Annotated in this window: 21 protein-coding genes; 13 read left to right on the forward strand and 8 right to left on the reverse strand. The window is 71.0% G+C overall.

Annotated elements, in window-relative coordinates; genetic code table 11:
* The first annotated feature begins 361 nt into the window (after window positions 1-361).
* Together lon and AN215_RS24150 are read left to right on the forward strand one after the other, a co-directional pair.
* Window positions 362-2,848 carry an endopeptidase La gene (gene lon, locus AN215_RS24145; protein ID WP_070011018.1) on the forward strand — a complete coding sequence of 829 codons (2,487 nt, stop codon included), beginning with the start codon at window positions 362-364 and terminating at the stop codon, window positions 2,846-2,848.
* 398 nt (window positions 2,849-3,246) lie between these two features.
* Window positions 3,247-4,374 (forward strand): hypothetical protein, encoded by a 1,128-nt coding sequence (locus AN215_RS24150; RefSeq protein WP_070011017.1) that lies wholly within the window; start codon window positions 3,247-3,249, stop codon window positions 4,372-4,374.
* Window positions 4,375-4,526: 152 nt separating this feature from the next.
* On the opposite strand, the gene AN215_RS24155 is transcribed toward AN215_RS24150, so the two are convergent.
* On the reverse strand, window positions 4,527-5,378 hold the full coding sequence (locus AN215_RS24155; protein ID WP_070011016.1) for a lysozyme: 852 nt from the start codon (window positions 5,376-5,378) through the stop codon (window positions 4,527-4,529).
* A 296-nt stretch (window positions 5,379-5,674) separates the two neighbouring features.
* Between AN215_RS24155 and AN215_RS24160 the strand changes: the two genes are divergently transcribed.
* Window positions 5,675-6,121 (forward strand): MarR family winged helix-turn-helix transcriptional regulator, encoded by a 447-nt coding sequence (locus AN215_RS24160; protein ID WP_070011401.1) that lies wholly within the window; start codon window positions 5,675-5,677, stop codon window positions 6,119-6,121.
* Window positions 6,122-6,149: 28 nt separating this feature from the next.
* Here AN215_RS24160 and AN215_RS24165 read toward each other — a convergent pair whose 3' ends face one another.
* Window positions 6,150-7,037 carry a protein phosphatase 2C domain-containing protein gene (locus tag AN215_RS24165; protein WP_070011015.1) on the reverse strand — a complete coding sequence of 296 codons (888 nt, stop codon included), beginning with the start codon at window positions 7,035-7,037 and terminating at the stop codon, window positions 6,150-6,152.
* A 429-nt stretch (window positions 7,038-7,466) separates the two neighbouring features.
* Between AN215_RS24165 and AN215_RS24170 the strand changes: the two genes are divergently transcribed.
* Genes AN215_RS24170 through AN215_RS24190 form a run of 5 tightly spaced genes read left to right on the forward strand, consistent with a single transcriptional unit; the run spans window position 7,467 to window position 13,122 of the window.
* Window positions 7,467-10,202 (forward strand): sensor histidine kinase, encoded by a 2,736-nt coding sequence (locus AN215_RS24170; RefSeq protein WP_079123363.1) that lies wholly within the window; start codon window positions 7,467-7,469, stop codon window positions 10,200-10,202.
* The gene (locus tag AN215_RS24175) at window positions 10,199-10,774 is read left to right on the forward strand and encodes a roadblock/LC7 domain-containing protein (protein ID WP_070011014.1); all 576 of its coding nucleotides are present in this window, start codon (window positions 10,199-10,201) and stop codon (window positions 10,772-10,774) included. The genes AN215_RS24170 and AN215_RS24175 overlap by 4 nt, the downstream gene beginning before the upstream one ends.
* The gene (locus tag AN215_RS24180; protein ID WP_070036683.1) at window positions 10,771-11,196 is read left to right on the forward strand and encodes a DUF742 domain-containing protein; all 426 of its coding nucleotides are present in this window, start codon (window positions 10,771-10,773) and stop codon (window positions 11,194-11,196) included. Before AN215_RS24175 ends, AN215_RS24180 begins: the two co-directional genes overlap by 4 nt.
* Window positions 11,177-11,818 (forward strand): GTP-binding protein, encoded by a 642-nt coding sequence (locus AN215_RS24185; RefSeq protein WP_079123364.1) that lies wholly within the window; start codon window positions 11,177-11,179, stop codon window positions 11,816-11,818. The genes AN215_RS24180 and AN215_RS24185 overlap by 20 nt, the downstream gene beginning before the upstream one ends.
* A gap of 47 nt (window positions 11,819-11,865) precedes the next feature.
* The gene (locus AN215_RS24190; protein ID WP_070011012.1) at window positions 11,866-13,122 is read left to right on the forward strand and encodes a styrene monooxygenase/indole monooxygenase family protein; all 1,257 of its coding nucleotides are present in this window, start codon (window positions 11,866-11,868) and stop codon (window positions 13,120-13,122) included.
* Window positions 13,123-13,286: 164 nt separating this feature from the next.
* Here the strand turns inward: AN215_RS24190 and AN215_RS24195 are convergent, their stop codons facing one another.
* The 6 genes from AN215_RS24195 to AN215_RS24225 all read right to left on the reverse strand — a co-directional run bounded on the left by AN215_RS24195 (window position 13,287) and on the right by AN215_RS24225 (window position 18,439).
* Entirely contained in the window at window positions 13,287-14,336 is a 1,050-nt protein-coding gene (locus tag AN215_RS24195) for a C40 family peptidase (RefSeq protein ID WP_245694685.1), read from the reverse strand.
* A gap of 230 nt (window positions 14,337-14,566) precedes the next feature.
* Window positions 14,567-15,430 carry a protein kinase domain-containing protein gene (locus AN215_RS24200; protein ID WP_139140778.1) on the reverse strand — a complete coding sequence of 288 codons (864 nt, stop codon included), beginning with the start codon at window positions 15,428-15,430 and terminating at the stop codon, window positions 14,567-14,569.
* A 388-nt stretch (window positions 15,431-15,818) separates the two neighbouring features.
* Window positions 15,819-16,091: a hypothetical protein gene (locus tag AN215_RS24210; protein ID WP_070011397.1), complete on the reverse strand. Its 273-nt coding sequence runs from the start codon at window positions 16,089-16,091 to the stop codon at window positions 15,819-15,821.
* Entirely contained in the window at window positions 16,091-16,567 is a 477-nt protein-coding gene (gene soxR / locus AN215_RS24215; protein ID WP_070011010.1) for a redox-sensitive transcriptional activator SoxR, read from the reverse strand. The genes AN215_RS24210 and soxR overlap by 1 nt, the downstream gene beginning before the upstream one ends.
* 67 nt (window positions 16,568-16,634) lie before the next feature.
* A complete protein-coding gene (locus AN215_RS24220; protein ID WP_070011009.1) occupies window positions 16,635-17,429 on the reverse strand; it encodes a TetR/AcrR family transcriptional regulator in 795 nt (264 codons plus the stop codon).
* 53 nt (window positions 17,430-17,482) lie between these two features.
* The gene (locus tag AN215_RS24225) at window positions 17,483-18,439 is read right to left on the reverse strand and encodes an AurF N-oxygenase family protein (protein WP_070011008.1); all 957 of its coding nucleotides are present in this window, start codon (window positions 18,437-18,439) and stop codon (window positions 17,483-17,485) included.
* Window positions 18,440-18,635: 196 nt separating this feature from the next.
* On the opposite strand from AN215_RS24225, the gene AN215_RS24230 reads away from it, so the two are divergent.
* The 5 genes from AN215_RS24230 (at window position 18,636) to AN215_RS24250 (ending at window position 23,329) form a co-directional block, all read left to right on the forward strand.
* The gene (locus AN215_RS24230; protein WP_070011007.1) at window positions 18,636-19,766 is read left to right on the forward strand and encodes a ferritin-like domain-containing protein; all 1,131 of its coding nucleotides are present in this window, start codon (window positions 18,636-18,638) and stop codon (window positions 19,764-19,766) included.
* 317 nt (window positions 19,767-20,083) lie between these two features.
* On the forward strand, window positions 20,084-20,932 hold the full coding sequence (locus AN215_RS24235; RefSeq protein ID WP_070011006.1) for a SigB/SigF/SigG family RNA polymerase sigma factor: 849 nt from the start codon (window positions 20,084-20,086) through the stop codon (window positions 20,930-20,932).
* Between the two features lie 218 nt (window positions 20,933-21,150).
* Window positions 21,151-21,333 (forward strand): hypothetical protein, encoded by a 183-nt coding sequence (locus AN215_RS24240; RefSeq protein ID WP_070011005.1) that lies wholly within the window; start codon window positions 21,151-21,153, stop codon window positions 21,331-21,333.
* 226 nt (window positions 21,334-21,559) lie between these two features.
* Window positions 21,560-23,032: a 3-hydroxybutyrate oligomer hydrolase family protein gene (locus AN215_RS24245; protein WP_079123365.1), complete on the forward strand. Its 1,473-nt coding sequence runs from the start codon at window positions 21,560-21,562 to the stop codon at window positions 23,030-23,032.
* A gap of 123 nt (window positions 23,033-23,155) precedes the next feature.
* Window positions 23,156-23,329, forward strand: coding sequence for a CsbD family protein (locus AN215_RS24250; protein ID WP_070011004.1), 174 nt, complete (start codon window positions 23,156-23,158; stop codon window positions 23,327-23,329).
* The last annotated feature ends 75 nt before the right edge of the window (window positions 23,330-23,404 follow it).

Here is a 23,404-nt window from a genome sequence, read left to right on the forward strand (position 1 = left end):
GCCTTCCGGGACGTTGGCAGGACGGGCGGTCGGTTACTCCACCTCGCTTCTCCACCCCCTTCCCTTCTCTATGCCGCCGGCCGTGAGTCGTCCCGCGGCGTAGCCCGGCGGCGCCGGACCGCCGTACGGGCGCGGGGAACATTCGCGGAGCGGAGCGCCTTGCCGAGAGGGAGATCCCGCGGCAGACGCGGGCGCCTCCGCGTCCGGTGGCGGGCCCTCCGGTGCCGCCCGCTCCTCCGGCCGGGCCCGGGGCCCGGAGCGGGTCGATCGCTCCTGGCGAACAGCGCGGATTCGGCGGAACATCCGCGGCCCTCCGTGCATTGAGTGGGCATAGCTCAACTTGCCTGCCTAGGGAGAGATCATGGCTGCGACGTCCACACCGCTCACCCTGCCCGTGCTGCCCCTCGACGACGAGGTCGTGCTCCCGGGAATGGTGGTGCCGCTGGACCTGTCGGACAGTGAGGTCCGGGCGGCGGTCGAGGCCGCGCAGGCCGCCGTCGCCTCGGGAGAGAAGCCGCAGGTGCTGCTGGTGCCGCGGATCGGGGGGAGTTACACGGACATCGGCGTGCTCGGCCGCGTCGAACAGGTCGGCCGCCTCGCCGACGGAGACCCGGGTGCCCTCATCCGCGGCCGGCGGCGCGTGCGCGTCGGCTCCGGTACGAGCGGTCCCGGCGCCGCCCTGTGGGTGGAGGGGACGCTCGTCGCCGAGGACGGCGGAGGTGAAGGCGCCGCGGACGACGAAGGAGCCGGGGACGCCGGCCGTCCCGGGGACACCGGCGGAGCCGCGGACACCGGGGACGCCGCCGAGCTGATGACCGAGTACAAGGCACTGGCCGCCGACTGGCTCCGCAAGCGCGGCGCCTGGCAGGTCGTGGACCGGCTCCAGCAGATCGACGACCCCGGCCGCCTCGCGGACAACGCGGGCTACTCCCCGTTCCTGTCCGCGGAGCAGAAGATCGCCCTGCTGCGGACCCTCGACCCCGTCGAGCGGCTGCGCCTCGCCCTCGGATCGCTGCGGGAGCACCTCGCCGAGCAGGACGTGGCCGAGTCGATCGCGAAGGACGTCCAGGAGGGCGTCGACAAGCAGCAGCGCGAGTTCCTGCTCCGCCGCCAGCTCGACGCCGTACGCAAGGAACTCGCCGAGCTGAACGGCGACCCGGAAGACGAGGGCGAGGACTACCGCGCCCGCGTCGAGGCCGCGGCGCTGCCGGAGCACGTGCACAAGGCGGCGCTGAAGGAGCTGGAGAAGCTGGAGCGCGCCTCCGACCAGTCGCCCGAGGGCGGCTGGATCCGCACCTGGCTCGACACCGTCCTGGAACTGCCCTGGAACGAACGGACCGAGGACGCCTACGACATCGCCGGCGCCCAGGCCGTCCTGGACGCGGACCACGCGGGACTGCAGGACGTGAAGGAGCGCATCACCGAGTACCTCGCGGTGCGCAAGCGGCGCGACGAGCGCGGCCTCGGCGTGGTCGGCGGCCGCCGCGGAGGTGCCGTCCTGGCGCTGACGGGCCCGCCCGGTGTCGGCAAGACCTCGCTCGGCGAGTCCGTCGCCCGCGCGATGGGCCGCAAGTTCGTCCGCGTCGCGCTCGGCGGCGTCCGCGACGAGGCGGAGATCCGCGGTCACCGGCGTACGTACGTCGGAGCACTGCCCGGCCGCATCGTGCGCGCCGTGAAGGAGGCCGGCTCGATGAACCCGGTCGTGCTGCTGGACGAGGTGGACAAGCTCGGTGCCGACTTCCGCGGCGACCCTTCGTCGGCGCTGCTCGAGGTCCTGGACCCGGCGCAGAACCACACGTTCCGCGACCACTACCTGGAGGTCGAACTCGACCTGTCCGACGTGGTCTTCCTCGCGACCGCCAACGTCATGGAGGCGATCCCGGACGCGCTGCTGGACCGTATGGAGGTCGTCCAGCTCGACGGCTACACGGAGGACGAGAAGGTCACCATCGCCCGCGACCACCTCCTGCCCCGCCAGCTGGAGCGCTCCGGCCTCGAAGCCGGCGAGGTCCGGCTGGAGGACGGCGCGCTGCGCAAGCTGGCCGGCGAATACACGCGGGAGGCGGGCGTGCGGAACCTGGAGCGCTCGGTCGCCCGCGTGCTGCGCAAGGTGGCGGCCCAGCACGAGCTGGGGGAGCGCGAACTCCCCGTCACCGTCGGTCCGGACGAGCTGCGCGCCCTGATCGGGCGGCCGCATCACACCCCCGAGTCCGCCCAGGACCCGGCGGAGCGGCGTACCGCCGTGCCCGGTGTGGCGACGGGGCTCGCGGTGACGGGCGCGGGCGGCGACGTGCTCTTCGTCGAGGCGTCGCTCGCCGACCCCGAGACCGGCGGCTCCGGGCTGACCCTCACCGGGCAGCTGGGTGACGTGATGAAGGAGTCCGCGCACATCGCCCTGTCGTACCTGCGTTCGCGCGGTGCGGAGCTGGAGCTGCCGGTGGCCGATCTGAAGGACCGCGGCATCCACCTGCACGTACCCGCGGGCGCCGTGCCCAAGGACGGCCCGAGCGCCGGCGTCACCATGACCACGGCGCTGGCGTCGCTGCTGAGCGGACGTCAGGTGCGTACGGACGTGGCGATGACGGGCGAGGTCTCGCTGACCGGGCGGGTGCTGCCCATCGGCGGCGTGAAGCAGAAGCTGCTCGCGGCGCACCGGGCCGGTGTCACGACGGTCGTCATCCCCAAGCGGAACGAGCCCGACCTGGACGACGTGCCGGAAGAGGTGCTGGACAAGCTCGACGTCCGTCCGCTCTCCGACATCCGGCAGGTGCTCGAACTGGCCCTGACACCGGCCGGGTCCGGCTGCCTCGGAGGCAGCGACGAGCGGGAGCTCCCGGTGGCGGCCTGAGGCCGTCCCGGCACAGCCGCTCCCGGTCCGCCGCCGCGCCGGCGTCCGTCGCCGGCGCGGCGGTGCGTGTGGCGTAGCCGGCCCGGCGGCGCCGTACGGCAGAGCTGAGCATGCGGCGGAAGCGGACATCGGACAGATGTCCGAACGGTGATCCGCGGCGCTCAGGGCGAAGCCGTCCGGCGACTTCCGGGCGTCGCCACCAGGCCGGGCGGCAGCTGAGGCTGCGGCTTCGCTCCGAGGCGGCTGCGCCGAACGGCAGAGCGGCTCATGCGGCGGCTTCGGCGGTCGGATAGGTCTTGGACTGCTGGTCCGGCGGCGCCCGGGCTGCTCGGCGGTCACGGGCGGCGTCACCAGGACCTTCCACACTCCCTGCCCACCCCACACGCAAGGGAAGCCGCATGACTGACAAGCTCAGACGCGTAACCGTCACCGCCGTCACCGGCCTCGGACTGTGCCTCACTCTCCTTCCCGCGGGAGCGGCGCAGGCGCAGGCGCCTACTCGCGTGCCCTGCAACGACATCGCCGCACTGAGGGCGGCCATCAACGAGGCGAACACCGCCGGCAGCAGCATCGTCCTCGCCCCTCGCTGCGTCTACAACCTCTCGCAGCCGGACAACGCGGACGACGGCCTGCCGGAGATCACCGGAAAGGTGCGGATCTCCGGGAAGGACACCTACATTCAGCGCGGTACCGGGTCATCGCAGCCCTACCGCATCTTCCACGTGAGGGAGGGCGGCAGCCTCAGCGTGGAGTCGGTCACCGTCCGCGGCGGTCAGACCACCGCGGCCTCAGGCCATGGCGGAGGTTTCTTCAACGACCGCGGCAAGCTCACGCTGAAGAACGTGACGGTCAGCAACAACCAGGGCAGCGTCGGCGGCGGTATCTGGAATCAGCTGGGAACGCTCACCCTGAAGGACTCCACGGTCCGGGACAACAGAGGCGGTTTCGGCGCCGGAGTGGCCACGAACGGGACGATGAGGATGAGCGGCGGCGGCATCCGCGACAACGTGGGCCAGATCTGGGGAGGCGGCCTCGCGAACGCCGGCGACACCAAGCTGGACCACGTCTCGGTCGGCGGCAACACCTCCAGCGACAACGGGGGCGGCATCATGACGCTGGCCATCAATTCCGAGACCGGGCCCCTGCGGGCGGACTTCACCAAGGTCAGGGGCAACATCGCGCAGACCGACGGCGGCGGAATCCAGACGGGCGCGGACGAGCCGACGACGCTCTACAGGAGCACCGTCAGCCACAACACCGCGAACGGCGGCCCCACCAGCGGCGGCGGCATCGCGAACCCGGGGACTCGCTTCAGCCTGTTCATCGGTACGAACGGCGCCGTGACGCAGAAGAAGAACGACGGCAACTCCACCAAGCAGCCGACGCCGTTCGACGTGAACCTCATCCGGAGCACGGTCTTCAAGAACCATCCCACCAACTGCGCGCCGCCCAACAGCGTCCCCGGCTGCGACGCCGTCGGCTCGGCGCCGACCACGACGAAGCCGGCGAAGCCGGGCAGGGACTAGCCGGCGACAGCGGGCGGGAGCTCCCGGTGGCGGCCCGCGAGAGCCGCCACCGGGCACCCCCTCCCGGCTGGGAACGCCGCGCCGGTCACGCTCCGCCGCCGGCGCGGCACGGGTGTACGGGTGTCAGGCCGCCGTACGCGGGCCGTCGCCCGTCATCCGTTGGCGAGTGCCTTCAGACGGTCCATCGAACCGTTGAACAGGTTGTGGTCCCCCACGGTCGGCCCGGTGGAGGTGTACTGCCAGAAGGTGTGGAAGCCCCACCCGTTGGGGAGCGTGCCGGGCGATGACGCGTACCGGGCGATCCACAGCGGGTTGGTGCTGCCGAAGCCGCCGTTGTTGCCCGTGCACTGCGTCCACCAGTCCGTGGTCGTGTAGATCACGGCGTCCCGCCCGGTGCGTGCCTTGTAGGTGCTGGTGAAGTCCCTGATCCAGCTGACCATGGCGCTCTGGCTCTTGCCGTAACAGGTCGATCCGTACGGGTTGTACTCGATGTCGAGCACGCCGGGGAGCGTCTTGCCGTCCTTGCTCCAGCCGCCCCCGTGGTCCGCGAAGTAGTTCGCCTGCGCGGCTCCGCTGGAGTTGTCCGGCAGCGCGAAGTGGTAGGCGCCGCGGATCATCCCGATGTTGTACGAGCCGTTGTACTGCTGCGTGAAGTAGGGGTTCGTGTACGAGGTGCCTTCCGTCGCCTTCACGTAGGCCCACTTGACGCCGCTGTTCCACAGGGTCGACCACGGGACGTTGCCCTGATGGCTGCTCACGTCGACACCGTGGACGGACGCGGCCAGCGTCTCCGGCCGGCTGCCGTCCGTGGTGTCGCCGCCCTCGTGCATGCGTACGCCGACGCCCATGGAGGCCTCGCCGGGCTTGACGGGGTTCGTGTCCTGGGGAGCCGCGCTCGCCGTACCGGGTGCGGTGACGATCAGAGCGAGAGCGGAGATGAACAACCCCGCCGCGGAGAGGATTCCTCGTCCGCGGCGGGTCGTACCGGATCCGTGACCTGGCATCGCTGCCTCCGAAACCGTGCGTGGGGTGGGGAGTCGGGATTGGCGCGGGGAACGGTGCGGTGGGGCATGAACGTGGGGGTAGTTGATACATGCCCCTCTGGTGTGGGCATGTCACATCTTCAACCGTACGCGCGTAGACATAGGCGGGGAAGACGGACAGCTCTCCGCCGGTGGTCCATACCTGCGAAATCCCGCTGGAACTGCGACGATCGCCGTCCGCTACGGGAAGTTTCCGCGCGAATGACGGAAGAGACGCGCGGGGCGACGGAGGAGAAGGGCGCACAGTGGACGAGTCCATGCGGCAGCAGGCACCCGAACTGCTGGATCTCGAACGGGAGTTGACGGTCTTCATGCGCCGGGCGCGAGCCTTCTCGGGGGAGATGGCCCGAGAGGTGCACCCCGAGCTGGAGCCCGCCGCGTACGGGCTCTTCATGCGTCTGGACGAGGGCGGTCCGCAACGGGCCACCGACCTCGCCACGTACTTCGGCGTCGGCAAGGCGACCATCAGCCGCCAGCTGCGGGTGCTGGAGAACCTCGGGCTGATCTTCCGTGCCCCGGACCCCGTCGACGGGCGCGCACAGCTGGTGCATCTCACACCGCGGGGCCGCGACAGCTTCAGGTCGGTGCGCGAGGCCCGGCGGGGTGAGTACATGCGCAAGCTCGCCACCTGGGACCCGGCCGAGGTCGCGGAGCTGGCCCGGCTGATGCACCAGCTCAACTCCATGTCGGACGTGGGGAGTTGACCGAGCCGGCGGCGAGCTTCGCGACCGGTCAGCCGTCCGAGGCTTCCCCGGCGGGCGCCTGCGGGCCGAGTTCGGCGAAGACTGCCGAGGCGTCGTCGTGCGCCTTGCCCCGCGGATGCGCAGTGCCGTGCGGATCGGCTCGCTCGGCCTCACGTACGCGGGCGACGAGCGAGCCGGTGCCCTCCTTCCGTACGAGGGCGAGCAGCGCCGCCCAGTCCCCGAGCCGGAACATCTCGCTCCAGCGCGAGGCGCCGTCGCTGAGCGCCAGCAGGGCGCTCACCTCCGAGCGCGGCGTCGTCCCCGTGACCGCGTGCCGGGCGACGGCCGGGTCGGCGGCAGCCGTGTAGAAGCCGGTGCCGTCGGGGTTGTTGCGCAGCGCCTCGACGGCGCGGACGTACTCCGCGCGGGCGGCGCGCCGCCCGGCGCCGCCCTCGGGCAGTGCGCGCACACGGCTGCGCAACGCGCGGATGTGCGGGGGCAGTTCGCCGAGCCGGGAGTCGAGTACGGGCGTCACCGGGCCGTCCGGGTGTTCCAGGAGCAGCACCGAGTCCGACAGGACCAGATGCTCGACGCGTTCCTCGTCCCAGCGGGCGGCGACGACGGTCGCCTGCGGCGTACGGCTGTGAGAAAGGTCACAGGTTGAACAATGTGCGGCAGCGGTACGGGAAATGGCCTCCGACAGGCACGAACCGAGGGTCAGATCCCGCTGTGCGGTGGCGAGTTCGAGGAGCGCGCCGCCAAGACGCGCGGTGAACCAGGGCACTCCGTGTACGCATCCGGTGCCGTCCCGTGGCGGCGTCACCCCGTCCAGCACCACCAGTGCGCCCCCCTCTCCGGAGGAGGGGAGAGCCGCCGAGGCGTAGTCCTCGTTGGGGTGCCGGGGATCTCCGGGCTCGCCGGTCATGTCGATGCGCATGGCCTTCAGTCTGCCTTCGGGCCGCTCCGGCGGAGGGGACCGGCAAGACGTGTCAAGAGCCGGGCGTCCGGTGGAGTTCGCCAGGTCAGGCGTCGCGGCAGGACCGGAGTTGACCGGAATAAGTGCGTCCGCAAGTATGCGAGCGCGCATCCTGCCAGCTCTTGAGGGGATCTCCAACCGGTGCCCGGCACAGGGTGGTTGGCGTGCGCAAGCGGAGTTGTTCGCCGACTCCCGATTGCGGTTCACTCCTTCGGGTGGCCCAGCAGGAGATCGTCACATCGCCAGTCATCCGTGCTGGAAGGGTCGGATGGCGTCCAAGGGGATCAGCAAGGACGACACTGGACGAAGTCCGCTCCTGCGACACAAGGTTGGACTGCGCCACCCGGGGCCGCCGCTCCGGGGCAGGCCCCGACGAGATTGCGAGCACGGGTGCGGACGAAGCTACTGCGGAAACCGGGCGGACCGGGCGGACTGCTGACCAGGCCCGGAAGCCGGGCGACGGCGCAGGGCGGCCCGGCACAGGAGCCCGCCCCCCGCCGCGCGCGGGTGCGGAACCGGCTGCTCGCCTCCGTGGCGCTGTGTTCCGTCGCCGTCCTCGGAGCCGGCACACCCGCGGTGCTGGGCGCGTACGGCGATCTCACCGAGTCCCAGGAGCTGGTGGAGCGGGCCGAGCTCGACAAGCGGGCCATCGCCCTCGGCCACGCACTCGCCGACGAGCGCGACGGCATGGTCGAGTACGTCGCCGCGGGCCGCACCAGCCGTGACGGCGCCGGCGTCACCGAGGAGCAACGCGCCCGCGTCGACCGGCAGATCAGCGAGATCCGGGAGACGGCGCCGGCGTCCGTACGGGAATCCCTCGGCAAGCTGCCCCGCATCCGCCAGGAGGCTCAGGCCGGCGACGGCAGTGCCCTGGAGATGCACGAGGCGTACACCGCCACCATCAAGACCCTCCAGGACGTCGGCGCCGAGGTCGCACGCTCCCTGCCCGCCCGCGCCACGGACGCCTCCGGCGGCTCGGGTGCGGCACACACGCTGCCCGATCTCGGCAGGGCCGTCGAGCAGGCGTCGGCGGTACGCGGCCTGCTGCGCGGCGCTCTCGCCGCCGGGGGGTCCCAGCGCGCCCTGACGGCCGAGGCTCAGCGCGCGGACGTACGTGAGCAGGCCGCGCTGGCGGACTTCGGCGACGGCGCGGACGGTCCGGCCCGCGAGACCTTCACCGAGACGGTCACCGGAGCGGACGTCGCCGTGGCCGAGCGCTATCTGGCGCGGCTGACCGACCAGCCGTACCTGGACGCGCGGGACCGTGGCATGAACCACGACCGCATCGATGCGACCCTCTCGGCCCGCATCGACAGCATGCGCGGGGTCCAGTCGTCCTTCGCTGCCGAGGAGTTGAAGCATCTGGAGCAGCTGCGGGACGACGACGTCACCACGCTGGAGTGGCGCATCGCCCTGGTCGGGGTCTGCCTGCTGCTCGCGGCGGGCATCAGCGTGCAGACGGCGCGCTCCATGGCCCGACCGCTGTCCGTGCTCAAGCGCGGCTCCCGCCGGCTGGCGGGGAACCCGGTCGGTGAGGCCCCGGTCGTCTTCAACGGCAGGAACGACGAGTTCGCCGAGGTCGTGCGCTCGCTGAACACCCTCCGCGAGGCGCTCGTCGAGGCGCACGAGCGTGCCGCCGAGGCCGAGGCCGACAACAACTACCTGGTCCGCCACAAGGACACCCTCACCGCCGAACGCGACCGTGTGCGCGGCGAGTACGCCGCCCTGAAGGACCGCCTCGACGCCCTGTCGGGCGCCGTGCACGGCACTTTCGTCAATCTCGCGCTGCGCACCCTGGGCCTGGTGGAGCGGCAGCTCGGCGTCATCGAGGACCTGGAGGAGCGGGAGAGCGATCCCTCCCGGCTCAGCACGCTCTTCAAGCTCGACCACCTCGCCACCCGGATGCGCCGCTACAGCGAGAACCTGCTGCTGCTCGCCGGGGCCGAACACGTCACCGCGAACCACTCCGGCCCCGTACCGCTGCTGGACGTGCTGCGCGCCGCGATCAGTGAGATAGAGCGCTACGAGCGCGTGGCGCTGGGCCAGTTGCCGCCGCACGTGCAGGTCTCCGGGCATGCCGCCGACGACCTGAGCCACCTCGTCTCCGAACTGCTCGACAACGCTGCCACCTTCTCCCCTCCCGATGCCCAGGTGCAGCTCTCCGGCTGGCTGCTGGAGAGCGGAGAGGTGATGCTCTCCGTCGAGGACGAAGGCATCGGCGTCACCAGCAGAAGACTCGCGGCGCTCAACGCGAGGCTCAGCGTGCCCGAAGGGCAGGAGCCCCCGGAGATGGAGGCCGCACACGCGCAGACCGGTGACCGCAGCCCGGAGGCTGGGCTCGGCATGGGGCTGTACGTCGTCGCCCGGCTCGCGTCCCGGCACGGCCTCCGCGTACAGCTGCGCGAACGTCGGCAGGGCGGCGGCATAGCGGCCGTCGTGGCGGTGCCGAGCGCGCTGCTGCCCGTACGGCCCGCCCCTGTGGGCGCCGCCTCCGGCGAGGGGGCGGCAGGCCGCCTTCCCGCTCCTCCGGCGTCGGCCTTCCCGGGCTCGGTCGCGGAGGCCAACTCCAACGCGCTGCCCGCCCGCCGCACGGGGGACCCGCTCGTCACCGCGGCGGAGCAGGCGGTACGGGACGCGGGCGCGCCCTCCGAGGAGCACGGGCTGGCGCCGGGCGAGACCGGCACCCGGGCGGGGCACGACCCTGGGCCCGACGCCCCCGAGACCGACGCCGAGCCCGCACCCGGCACCGGGGCCCCGGGGACCACTCACGGGACCGCGCCTGAGACCACTCCCGCGACCGTTCCCGGCCCCGCTTCCGGGCCGGACCGTGAGGCCGGCCCGGAGCCGGGGTCCTCCCCGGAGCCGGCCGTCCCGGAACAGCCGAGGATCACCGACAAGGGCCTGCCGAAGCGGACCCCGCACCATGTGGAGGCGCAGAGCGACCGCGCCCAGCCGCGCAAGCAGGGTGCGAACGCCGAGGAGATGCGCCGCCGGCTGGGCGGGTTCCAGCGGGGAGCCGCACACGGCCGCCGTGACGCGGCGGCCGAGACCGGCGCTGAAGAGAATGCGACTGATCAACGGGGGGCGCAGTCCGAAGGTGGTACCGCCGAGGAGGCCCACAGGTGAACGCGCCCACCACGCGCACGACTGGCAGCACTCAAGCCCGCAATCTGCGCTGGCTGTTGGAGAACCTCGTCGACGAGGTGCCGGGCATCCTGTCCGTCGCCGTCGTCTCGTCCGACGGACTGCTGCTGCTGTCCTCCGACCGGCAGCAGGAGGCCGCAGCCGCCGCCGGCGCCTCCGGCACGGACGGTGACGGTGACACCGGGCCCGGGAGCTCCGGCCCGCGGCCATTCGGCGAAGAGGGCCGCCCGGCCGTCCGTGCGACCAGAAGCCGCGGCCCCAAGGGCACGAGCGCCGACCTGGCGACCATCGTCTCCGGTCTCGGTTCGCTCACCGTCGGAGCCGCGAAGCTGATGGACGGCGGGGAGATCCGGCAGACGGTCGTCGCAATGGAAGAGGGCTCGCTCTTCGTGATGGCCATCAGCGACGGTTCCCTGCTCGGTGTGCACGCCACGCCGGACTGTGACATGAGCGTCATCGCCTACCACATGGCGCTCTTCGTGGGCCGTGCCGGCCATGTCCTCACCCCCGAACTCCGCACCGAACTGCGCTCGTCGATGGAGCTGGACCAGTGACACCTGCTGCTTCCTCCCCTTCCTCCCCGCCTCCTTTGCCCGTACGCCGTGGCGAGAGCGGAAAGTCCAAGAGAGTCCGCCCGTACACCCTCACCGGAGGCCGCACGCGCTTCGGCCACGTGCTGCTGGTGGAGACGATCGTGGCCGCGATCGAAGCCCCCGAGGAGCGCCCGGAGTTGACCTCGGGCGGCCTGCGGGACCGGGTGATGCCGGAGATGCGGGCGATTGTCGAACTCTGCCGCCGCATGCGGTCGGTGGCGGAGATCGCGGCACTGTTGAAGATGCCTCTCGGCGTGGTACGGGTTCTGCTGAGCGACCTCGCCGATCAAGGAAGGGTGCGCGTTCACGGCACCGGGCACGGCAGCGACCGTCCCGACCGTGCGCTGTTGGAAAGGGTGCTGGGTGGACTTCGCAGGCTCTGAGCCGGTCGTGGATGAAGTGCGGGCTGCGGGCGGTACGGCTCCCGGAGTGAAGGAGTGGCAGGAGGACCTGTCGCAGGCCCCCATATCCACCAAGATCGTGGTCGCGGGCGGCTTCGGCGTCGGCAAGACGACGCTCGTCGGTTCGGTCTCCGAGATCGAGCCGCTGACGACCGAGGCGTTGATGACGCAGGCGAGCGAGTCCACCGACGACATCGCCTCCACGCCCGAGAAGACCACGACCACCGTGGCCATGGACTTCGGGCGCATCACGCTCGAATCGGACCTGGTGCTCTATCTGTTCGGCACGCCCGGCCAGCAGCGCTTCTGGTTCATGTGGGACGACCTCGTGCGCGGCGCGATCGGCGCCGTCGTGATGGCGGACACCCGGCGTCTCGAGGACTGCTTCCCTGCTCTGGACTATTTCGAGAGCTGCGGGTATCCGTACGTCGTCGCGGTGAACCACTTCGAGGGGACCACCGCGTACGAGGCCGAGGACGTGCGGGAAGCCCTGTCCGTCCCCCGGCACGTGCCTGTTGTGATCATGGATGCGCGGGAGCGGCCGACGGTCCTGAAGTCCCTGCTCGCGCTGGTCAGTCACGCCCTGGACGTCACGCCCGCCTGATTCGCGCGGGCGCGGAACTGCACTACGTACTGAGAAGAGAGACCGCCATGCGGAAGATACTCATTGTCGGAGCCGGTCAGGCGGGCCTGCAGCTTGCACTGGGCCTGCAGGCGCAGGGCTACGAGGTCACCGTGATGTCGAACCGCACGGCGGACGAGATACGCGGCGGCCGCGTGATGTCGACGCAGATGCAGTTCCACACGGCACTGCAGAACGAGCGCGACATCGAGGTCAACTTCTGGGAGAGCCAGACCCCGAAGGTCGAGGGCCTGGGCGTTTCCGTCGCCGACCCGGAGTCCGTGCACGGCCCGGGCGAGACCCAGCGCGCCATCAACTGGCTGGGAATGCTGGACGGTTACGCGCAGTCGGTCGACCAGCGTGTGAAGATGTCCGGCTGGATGGAGACCTTCGCGCAGCGCGGCGGCCAGCTCGTCATCCACGGTGCGGCCGTCTCCGACCTCGACTTCTTCGCGAAGAAGTACGACCTCGTCCTCGTCGCGGCCGGCAAGGGCGAACTGGTCTCGATGTTCGAGCGGGACGCGGAACGTTCACCGTACGACGCCCCGCAGCGCGCGCTCGCCGTCAGCTACGTCACCGGGCTCGGCCAGCGCCCCGAGCACCCGGACACCGAAGCGGTGCGCTGCAACCTGGTGCCCGGCGTCGGTGAACTCTTCGTCATGCCCTGCCTGACGACGACCGGCCGCTGCGACATCCTCTTCTGGGAAGGCATCCCGGGCGGCCCCCTCGATGTCTTCCAGGGCATCAAGGACCCGAACGAGCAGCTCGCCAAGACCCTTGAGCTCATGGAGGAGTTCACGCCCTGGGAATACGCGCGGGCCACGAAGGTCGAGCTGACGGACGCGGGCGGCACGCTCTCCGGGCGGTACGCCCCCACCGTGCGCAAGCCCGTGGGGCGGCTGCCCGGCGGCGGCCGCGTGCTCGGCGTCGCGGACGTCGTCGTCGCCAACGACCCCATCACGGGCCAGGGTTCGAACTCGGCGTCCAAGTGTGCGGCGGCCTACCTGGCGTCCATCCTCGAACGCGGCGACAAGCCCTTCGACGAGGAGTGGATGCAGCAGACCTTCGACCGCTTCTGGGCCGACGTGCAGCACACCACGAAGTGGACGAACGCGATGCTGGCCCCGCCGCCCGAGCACATCCTCAACCTGATCGGCGCCGCCGGTGAGCTCCAGCCGGTGGCCGACCGGTTCGCCAACGGCTTCAACAACCCGGCGGACTTCGAGGAGTTCTTCTACGACCCGGCGAAGACCGAGGCGTACCTGGGCAGCGTCGCCGGCGGCTGAGGCTGACGGCCGAGCGCTGCCGGCTGTGGCTCCGGCCGCCGCCCCGCTCGGCCGTCCGGCCTGGGCCCCGTGGTCCGGCCGCCGCGCCCGGGTGGTCCCGGCGCGGCGGCCCGTCACGGACGGGGAAGGGGACCCGTCAGTGGTCCTCGGGTGCTGTTGCGGCGTCAGCGCAGCGGACCCGGCAGCCGGTAGTCCTCCATCGGCGGCCTGCCCTCGTCTGGCCGCACCGCTCCCCGTACGGAGGGGACGGCGCCGACCGGGGAGAGCGTCACATCGGAACCGGGCCACGGCGCGTGGACGACCTTGCCCTGCCCGGCGTACATCGCCACGTGCGAGGCGCTCCGGTAGTACACGACGAGGTCGCCGGGGCGCAGCTGGTTCATCGGCACGCGCCGCAGCTTCTTCCACTGCCCCTGGCTCGTACGCGGAATGGAGCGCCCCGCCTGGGCCCACGCCTTCGAGGTGAGCCCCGAGCAGTCGTACGCTCCGGGCCCCCTCGCGCCGAACCGGTACGGCTTGCCGATCTGCCGCAGCGCGAAGCTCACCGCCCGCGCGCCCGTACGTGACGGCTTGCGCAGCGCCTTCGAACCGTTCAGTTCGTGCGCGGACATCAACGTGCGCTGGGTGCTGGTCTGCTGAGCGTTCTCCATGGTGCGCAGACGGCTCAGCTGCTCGTCGGAGAGCGAGGCCAGTGTGCGCTCGACCTGGCGCAGCCGCGAACGTACGGTGTCGCGCTGCTCCTCCTTCCGGTCCGCGAGACGCTGCTGCCGTGCGAGCGCCTTGCGTGCCCGCGCGGTGAGCTGACGCTGCCTCTTCTCACCGGCTACCAGCCGCCGCACCGTGACGGCCTGGTGGTCGGACGCACGAGTGAGCAGATGCAGACCGTCCATCGCGTTCCGCGGCTCCCTGGTGAGAAGCAGCTGCACGACCGGAGGGAGGCCGACGTCGCCGCGCCGGTACTGCTGCCGGGCGAGGCTCCCGGCCTCGCGGCGTGCCTCGGCGAGGACGGAACGCAGGGAGCTGAGCGCCTTCTCCGCCGTCTCGGTGCGCTTGCGCTGCCGTGCCAGCTTGCCGGCGGTCTTGTTGTACGCGTCCGAGGCCGACTCGGTCTTCTCGTACATGACCTGCAGATCGCGGAGCAGTTCGCTGACGGGCTTGCCGACGGGGTCCGCGGCGGCGGGAAGCGGCTGGAGGGCGAGTGCTGCCGCTGCCACGACGGCCGCCGTCCCGGCGGCGACGGAGCGTGATGCACTCAGGGCACGATGCGACACCGGCTCGCCTCCGATCTGACTCGCTACCGGAGCGATCGTGCACGGCGGTGCGTGTTACCGGCGGGGTCGCCCGGCCCTGCGCCCGTGCCCGTCACCCGAAGGGTGCCCGGGCGTCGCCCGTGCGGCGGCGGTGACCGGTTCGTTCTGCCCGTCTGCCCTGCTGTACGCGCTGCTCACCTGCCGAAGAGGCGGCGTCCGGACAGGCGGCGGGCGCCGTCCGCGACCTCTTCGATCTCGTGTGTGTAGACCTCGGGCAGCCATTCCGCGGCGGGCTGTTCAGCGGTGTCGGCCAGGTCGAGCGCCTTGGCGAGCACGTCGGGCGGGGGGCGGGACTCCGGGGTCTTGTGCAGGCACGCGAAGAGCGCGGGGCAGAGCGCGTCGGGCACGCCCGTCAGGTCGGGGTCCTCGCGTGCCATGGGGAGCATGTTCCCGGCGAAGGGCTGGTGTGCGCTGCATGCGTAGACGAGCGTCGCACCCAGGTCGAAGACGTCGTCGGCCAGTTCGTCGGTGGCCGGTCCGCTCATGCGTCCCAGCGCCAGGCCGTAGTCGACGGCCCGCGGGGTGTCCGCGGCGAGCAGCACGTTGTGGGGGCCCAGGTCGCGGTGGGTTATCCGGGCCGCGTGAAGAGCCATCAGCGACTTGCAGAGCGCACCGCCCAGGGCCCGCACCGAGGACTCGGGCAGCGGGCCGTACTTCGAGACCAGCAGCTCCAGGGAGGCACCGGGGACGAAGGCGTTGGCCGCCCACGGCTGAGCGCTGTCGAGTTCGCAGCCGGCCGCGTCAGCGACGTACGGGCTGCGCACACTCGTCGCGGCGGCCTGCATCTCCTGCCGCAGCCGCGCGCGCAGCGGCCGGTCGCGGATCAGCTCGGGTCTCAGGGTGCGCACAGCGACGAGTTGCTTGCGTGCGCCGCGCTGTGGTGCCCCCCGCCCGAGATAGACGGTGCCCATGCGGCCGTTGCCGAGTACGCCGTGCAGGCGGTACGGGCCCAGCTGCTGGGGATCTGTGCTGCCGAGGCCAGCCATCCCTTGGATCACGCAGAGCAGCCTAGGCGCACAGCGTGTACAAGGGGACGGCACCAACAGAACCGTCGCAGTTCTTCGCAAACTTCACGTGAGACCCAGAAATCGTCACGGATGTGCCAGAGCCTCGCCGGCCGAGCGGCCGGAAGCGGCCCCCGCAGGCGGTCGGCCAGGCTGCCGAACGCCCCGGCCGGGAGGGTCGTTTCCCCCGGCTGCGCCGGGGTGCCCCAGCGGCGGCAGGTTCACCTCCCGCAGTGGCTCCGGCATGGGCGGAGGCTCCCCAGGGGCCTTCCGCAGGTCCCCGCGGTGAGGCGTGAGGAGAAGCCGGGCCAGGTTCAGCGCGAGGGCGAAGGGCCGGTGGCGTAAGACGGGCGGCCTGCTCGGCCCGTCCGGTTCCCGCCGGCTACCGCCGGCCGTCGCTCCACGGCCAGCGGGGCCCTCCGCGCGGTCGCCCCTCCGGTTCGTGCACGTAGCGCCAGCCGCGCGGGATGCCAAGGCGCCGGGTGAAGCCGGCCGGTTCCAGCCGGTAGACGTGGACGGTGTCGGGCACGCCCTCGTCCTCTGAGGGCACCGGGACCTCGTAGGTCTTCGGAGGGCGCCCGCTCGCTCCCGTGAGCACCTCCAGCACACGCCCGTCGAGCGGCCCGCCCACGAAGATGCTCTCCTCGCTGCGCATCAGCAGCACTCCTCCGGAGGGGAGCCCGCGAGTGAGCGCGCGCCCGGGCCCTGCTCGCCGAGCGTGTCGTAGGGGTTGGCCAGCGCGCAGTGGTCCAGGGAGAGACAGCCGCAGCCGATGCACTCGGTGAGATGGTCGCGAAGCTGCGACATCAGCTTGATCCGCTGGTTGAGGTCCTCCCGCCAGCACTCGGAGACCTTCGCCCAGTCCTCCCGGGTGGGCGTACGGCCCTCGGGCAGCAGCGCGAGCGCCCCGCGGATCGCGGCGAGGGGCATGCCCAGACGCTGGGAAGCGCGGATGAAGGCGACCCGGCGCAGCGTGTCGCGGCTGTAGCGGCGCTGGTTGCCGGAGGTGCGGCGGCTGTGGATCAGGCCCTCGCGCTCGTAATAGCGCAGCGCGGACGTGGCCACTCCGGCGCGCTCGGCCAGCTCGCCGACGGTGGCTTCCTTGGCCTGCCAGGAGAGTTGAGTGGACATGGAGCCAGGATAGGTGTTCTTCAAGCTTTCTTTAAGTTGTTGTTGTCGGTGGATCATCGCAGCGGGGTCAGAGGTCGCCGCGGGCTTCGAGGAGATGTCCCTTGTCGCCGACGACCGGCAGCATCCGGCGCGCGAGTTCGCCGACCGGACCGTCGCTCTCCTCCAGGTCCAGGGCGTGCCTGACGATGCGGGCCGTCTCCGCGTCCCTCGTGGCGGACGCCATGAGCAGGGCGACGAAGTGGTCCAGCAGCCAGTCGCGCAGTTCGGCGACCGGCGGCTGCTTGCCCTCGTCCAGCCACATCAGCGACGCGGCCTCGACCACCGTGATCCAGGTGCTCACCGTCATGCGCAGTCTCGGCCCGGCCTTCGTGCCCGGCCTGCCGGCGTTGCTGTCCGGCCTGCCGGCCTCGTACTCGGGCTGGAAGCCGAGGTGGAAGAGGATCTGGTCGGCCGCGGCCCGCCGTACCTCGTCGACGATCGCGTGTGTACGGGAGGTCTGTACGACGCTGCCGCCCTGCAGCAGCGCCATGAACCCGGCGTCGTGCTCGTCGACGAACGCGAGGTAGCGCTCCAGGGCACGCACGAGGCGCCGGGTGAGCGGGCCGGTCTGTGCCTCGGCGAAGCACTGCTCCAGCTCGTCGGCGGCGCTGCGCAGCGCCGCCTCGTACAACTGCTGCTTGCCGCCGGGAAAGTAGCGGTAGACCAGTGGACGGGACACGCCGGCGGTCGCTGCGACGTCGTCGAGCGAGACATCCTCGGGCGGGTTGTGGGCGAAGAGACCGAGAGCGGCGCCGATCAGCTGTGTACGCCGTTCGTCCACGCTCAGCCTGCGATACGCCGGGGCCGTGCCGCTGCTGCTCATCCCATGAGCGTAACCGGCAGCCCCTTCCGGGCTCCGGGGGCCGGTGCTGCCTGCTACCTCGCGAGCAGGCCCGAGCTGACCCAGAGCTTGCGGCCGATGCCGCGCATGACGCCGATCTCGTCCAGGAAGTCCGTGAGGCGGCGGGCTCCGGTCTGCATCACCTCACGGCGGTGGCCGCTCGCCTTGACCTGGGCCATCGCCTCGCGCTTGTCCAGGCCCACGTTCGTGTAGACGTCAGGGTTGACGAAGGAGATGGAGAAGACGCGCGAGGCCTCACCGGAACTGAGCCGCGTCAACTCCGCCTCCCAGCGCGGGCAGTCGACCATCTGACGGCGCAGCTCCTCGCGCGCGTACCGCACGTGCCGCGACTCCTCGACGACGTGAATGCGCGTGACGCCGCGGACCAGCGGCTGGATCCGCTCGTCGGGGAAGGTCAGCCGCTGCATCCAGTCGAGGATCTCCTCGCCGAGGAGCGTGGCGGTGAACGAGCCGGGGGTGGTCGAGACGGTCTTCAGCAGCCGCGCGAGGTTGTGGTGGACCCGGGAGACGCGGTATTCGGGGACGCCGCTCTTGGTGAGCAGCCGGGCGAACATCTTCGAGTGCCGGCACTCGTCCTCGATCTCCGTCAGGGCGTAGCGCACATGGTTGCTGGTCAGCGGCTTGTCGTAGATGTGGCGTACCAGCAGCTGCATGAGGATGACCTCGAACCAGATGCCGAGCGAGGCGAGCGAGCCCGCCTCGTGACGGGCGAGGTCCATGCGCTGCTCCTCCGGCATCCGCTTCCACAGCGGGGTGTCGTAGAGCGAGACGAGCTCCGGCGGCCAGAACCACTTGCCCTCCTCGAAGGGCGCGTCCCAGTCCAGCTCCGTGTCCGGGTCGAACCAGTGCTTCTTGGACGACTCCAGCAGGCGCTCCGCGGTCTTCTCGCGGTCCTTGAGCAGTCCGAGAGCGTCCCGGAGCGGTTCCTTCGCGGTCTCCTTGGCGGCGGCCGTGTCGGGTGTGATCGTCATGCTGGGCACCTCTTCGCGGGTTACCGAAGGTACGTCGACATCAACTCTTATGAGACTGCCTGTCAGCAAGGGCGTCAATCCCCGCGACGCACATTGCACGGGCTTTGTTGACCGCCCGGTAACTGCCGTGTGAGCCTGCCGAAGAGGGCCCCGCGGGGGGTCGTGGGACCCCGAACCCCGGAATCAGGAGGCGTCCATGTCCACGCACGACCTCTATGTCCACGACCCGGGATCAGGCGGGTGGGAGGTGCCGGCCTCCGGAGCGGCCCGCTTCAGCTGGGACTACGACGACGGCCGTGACCGCCTCCTCGCCCTCTACCAGAAGGGCAAGGACAAGCAGTGGGACGGGCAGCGGCGCATCGACTGGGATCTCGAAGTCGACCCGAAGGACCCGCTCGGCACCCCCGACGAGGCCATGTCCCTCTACGGCACGTCCTACTGGGACAAGATGAACGCGGCCGAGCGTGCCGACCTGCGGCAGCACTACGCCTCCTGGCAGTTCAGCCAGTTCCTCCACGGGGAGCAGGGCGCGATGGTCTGCGCGGCACGCATCGTGGAGTCCGTCCCCGACCTGGACGCGAAGTTCTACTCCGCGACCCAGACCATGGACGAGGCCCGGCACGCGGAGATCTACGGGCGCTTCCTGCACGAGAAGGTCGGGATGGTCTACCCGATCAACGACAACCTCCAGTCCCTGCTCGGCGACACCCTCCGCGACTCCCGGTGGGACATGCCGTACCTCGGGATGCAGGTCCTGATCGAGGGGCTCGCGCTCGCCGCCTTCGGCATGATCCGCGACACCACGAACAAGCCGCTGCCCAAGCAGATCCTCGCGTACGTCATGCAGGACGAGGCCCGGCACGTCGCCTTCGGCCGCATGGCGCTGCGCGACTACTACAAGCAGCTGACGGAGGCGGAGCTGCGCGAGCGCGAGGACTTCGTCATCGAGGGCTGCTATCTGATGCGGGACCGCCTCAAGGGTGTCGAGGTGCTGGAGAACTTCGGCGTACCGCGCGAGGAGGCCGAGACATTCAGCGAGCAGTCGGACTTCCTCAAGCTCTTCCGGCAACTGCTCTTCAGCCGGATCGTGCCCTGCGTGCGCGACATCGGCCTCTGGGGGGAGCGGCTGCAGCGCGCGTACGTCGACATGGGCGTCTTCGAGATGGGCGACCAGAATCTGGACCTGCTCATGGCGCAGGACGAAGAGATCGCCGAGAAGCTCGACGCGGAACGCTTCGCCGCTGAGGAGGCGGAACGGACCGCCGAGGTGGCCGACGCCATCGCCGAGGGTGAGCGCGAGGAAGCGGAGGCGGATTCCGCGCGCTGACGCGGGTTGCATGATCCGAACGAGAGGCTCTGAGGGCCCCGGTTGCGCCGCTGTGCACCCGGGGCCTTGGTGTGTCACCTGAGGCGCTCGGATGAAACACGGCGTACGTGTGGCACAAGGCTCCGCCGCGACGTAGTTTGAAGGGGATCGGGAGTAATGAACGGTGTAATTACTCTTCGGGTGCTTTGAGCACCTTGTGCTTCGGCCAGTAGGCACAGCTGCGGGAGGGCGGTCGGCGCCGCCGCGCTTGATCGCTGTGTCGGCTCCCGCGGTGACGCGCTACCCGTAGTTCACCGCGCACCGGGAGGCATCAGGTCATGTCAGCAGTTCGTTTCCGTGCGAAGCACGCACGCCACCCGCATGACGATGCGCCCGACACCGCGGCCCACTTCGAGCGCATCACGTCACTGCCGGACGGGCCGGAGAAGGAGGAGCTGCGTCAGGAGGTCGTCCGGGCCTGGATGCCCATGGCGGACCGCCTGGCCCAGCGCTTCCGCAACCGCGGAGAGAACCTGGAGGATCTGCAGCAGGTCGCCGCGCTGGGGCTGGTCAAGGCCGTCGCCCGGTACGATCCGGCGCGCGGGTGCGCCTTCGAGAGCTTCGCCGTGCCGACCATCGTCGGAGAGATCAAGCGGCACTTCCGCGACTACATGTGGGATCTCCACGTGCCGCGCCGGGTGCAGGAGCTGCGCAACCGCGTGCGGGCCAGCAGCCGTGAACTGGGCGTCACCCTCGATGACCGCTCGCCGACCGTCGCGCAGATCGCCGAGCACAGCGGCCTGAGCCAGGAGGACGTCGTCATCGGCATGGAGGCGCTGGAGAGCTACAGCGCCCTGTCGCTGGACGCCGAGCTCTCCAAGAACGAGGACGGCTACTCGCTGCTCGACACCCTCGGTGCGACGGAGCCCGGGTTCGACCGCGTCACCTACCGCGAGGCGGTCAAGCCGCAGCTGCGCAACCTGCCGGAGCGGGAGCGCTACATCCTCTACCTGCGGTTCTTCTGCGACATGACGCAGAGCAGCATCGCCGAGCAGCTCGGGATCTCCCAGATGCACGTCTCGCGGCTCATCAGCCGTACGTGCGAGCGCCTGCACCGGGAGGTCGAGACCGAGGTGACGGCGCGCGCCCACGAGGCCGCACCGGAGCGGACGCCGATGACCGTCTAGCGCCGGGCGGCGCCGGCCGCCGCTGCGAGCGCGGCCCGCCCAGCCGGCCCGTTCCGCGCCCAGGTCGGCAGGGGCGCGGAACGGGCGGACGACCGCGGCCACCGGCAACAAGGCGGCCGCCGCGGAGGCAGCTCAGCACATGGCCCGGGAGGTCGGCGGCAAGGGCAAGGTGGCGCTGGTGGTGCACAGCCGGACCGCGGGCTCGGGCATCGACCGCCGTGACGGCTTCACGCAGCGGTGCGATCACTCAGAACCCCGGCGCCATCGGCCGGCAGGTCGTACGTGCCTCGGTCGCCGCGATCAAGAGGAAGCGGCTGCCGGAGGTCATCGAAACCGGCCACTACGGGTACGACCGGCGCAACATCGACGATCCGCGGATCCGGTCGGTGCCCTACCGCTGATCCGGCCACCGCCGGCCGACCTGGCCGCCTTGACCGGACCGACCTGTGCCGGGCAACAGGCCCGCGGTGCAGCGGTGTCCGGCGTGTGACACGTGTGGCCGCGCACCATCGGCAAAGCGTGGAAGGTGGCGGTCCGTCACGTGGGTGGGGGTGGCGGGGACTCATAGCCTTCGGGCACTCACCACGCCGGACCGGGCGGACACAGCCCACCTTGGAGGCCGCGCCGATGAAACGCGCCAGCACACGGGCCGCCGTACGCACCGTCCCCCTGGCCGCTCCGGGGACCCGCCCGATCCGCTTCGCCACCGTCGCCGCACTCTCCGCGGCACTGCTCTCGTTCCCCACGCCGGGCGGTGCCGCGGCCCAGCAGCAACCAGGCACGGAGCGGCACTGCGCCCGTACGGACATGCCGCGCGTGCCCGGTGCCGAACACCAGAAGGCCGCCTGCCTGGAGGAGTTGACGACGGCGGGCACGGTGGGGACCGGTCACACCGATCCCGCCGACTGGGCGGGCCTGACACCTGAGAAGCTGCCGACGCCGAGCGGAGTGCCGGGCGTTCAGATCGACGGCTACTTCCCGGACACCTCGGCCACCAACACCAACAACGGCTGGGGCCACGACGCCCAGTTCGTGCTGCGGCTGCCCGCGCGCTGGAACGGCGGCCTGGTCGTCAGCGGCGCACCGGGCAACCGTGAGCAGTACGCCAACGACCGTGCGATCGGCGACTGGGCGCTGAAGCGCGGATACGCCTTCGCCGCCACCGACAAGGGCAACACCGGAGCCGCGTTCCACCGTGACGGACGTACACCCGGCGACGCGGTCGTCGAGTGGAACCAGCGCGTCACGCAGCTCACCCGTGCCGCCCGCGCGACGGTCGCCCACCACTACCGGCAACCGCCCTCGCGCACTCTGGCCACCGGCATGTCCAACGGCGGCTACCTGGTGCGCTGGCAGCTCGAGAACCATCCGGAGCTCTACGACGGCGGCGTCGACTGGGAGGGCACGCTGTGGCGGGCCGGCGGCGAGCCGCCCGGACTGCTGACCTTCCTGCCGCCCGCGCTGCGCCACTACCCGGCGTACGCAGCCGGCGGGCCCGAGGGGGAGAAGGCCAGGAAGGTGATGCACAAGGCCGGATTCCCCAAGGGGTCGGAATTCCTGTGGCCCTACTTCCACAAGAACTACTGGGACCTCACCCAGCGCGTCTACCGCGAGGAGATGGATCCGGGCTTCGACGGCGCCACCGAGGCCGGCACTCCCTTCTGCGCCCCCGGCGATCCGGACGGTCCGCCGTGCGACGCGGACTACGAGTACGAGGACCGTCCCGAGGAGGTCCGCCGTGCAGTCGCGAAGACCGGACTGACCGGCAGGATCGGCAAGCCGCTCATCACTCTGCACGGCACCCTCGACACCCTGCTGCCGATCGGTGAGGACTCCGACGTCTACGCCCGCATGGTGCGCGACTCGGGGCGCGGCGAGCTCTTCCGCTACTACCGCGTCGAGGACGGCAACCACGTCGACTCGCTCGCCGACACCTACCCCGGCCGGCTCCGGCCGCTCACACCGTGCCACCGCTCTGCCTTCACCTCACTGGAGCGCTGGCTCGACGACGGCGTGCAGCCGCCGCGCAGCCGTACGGTGCCCAGGCCCGAAGGGGCGTCGCAGGCGGAGCTGTTGAGGAGCTGTCCGCTCAAGAAGTGACGTTGGACGCCGGCTTCGGCAGTCCGGTGCGCGCCGCACGCCCGGCCACGGCTGTGTTTCAGGCGTGCGCAACGGGAACCCGTACGGAGTCAGCAGTGAATCTCGTGGGGAGGAGGACTCACCGTGAGTGCTGAGAGGAAGAACCAGGCCAAGGGCGACCAGCTCAAGGGCAAGTTCAAGGAAGCCGTGGGCCGCACGCTCGGCAACGAGCGACTGGAGGCGCGGGGCCGCTCGGAGCAGTCGAAGGGTGACTTCCGGCAGGCCGCCGAGAAGGTCAAGGACGCCTTCAGGCGCTGACCGGGACCGCTCGCAGAGCAAGGCTCTCGCAGAGCAAGGGTGGGGCCCCTGACGACGAGATCGTCAGGGGCCCCA

The sequence above is a fragment of the Streptomyces abyssalis genome (assembly GCF_001751365.1).
Classification (GTDB): Bacteria; Actinomycetota; Actinomycetes; order Streptomycetales; family Streptomycetaceae; genus Streptomyces; species Streptomyces abyssalis.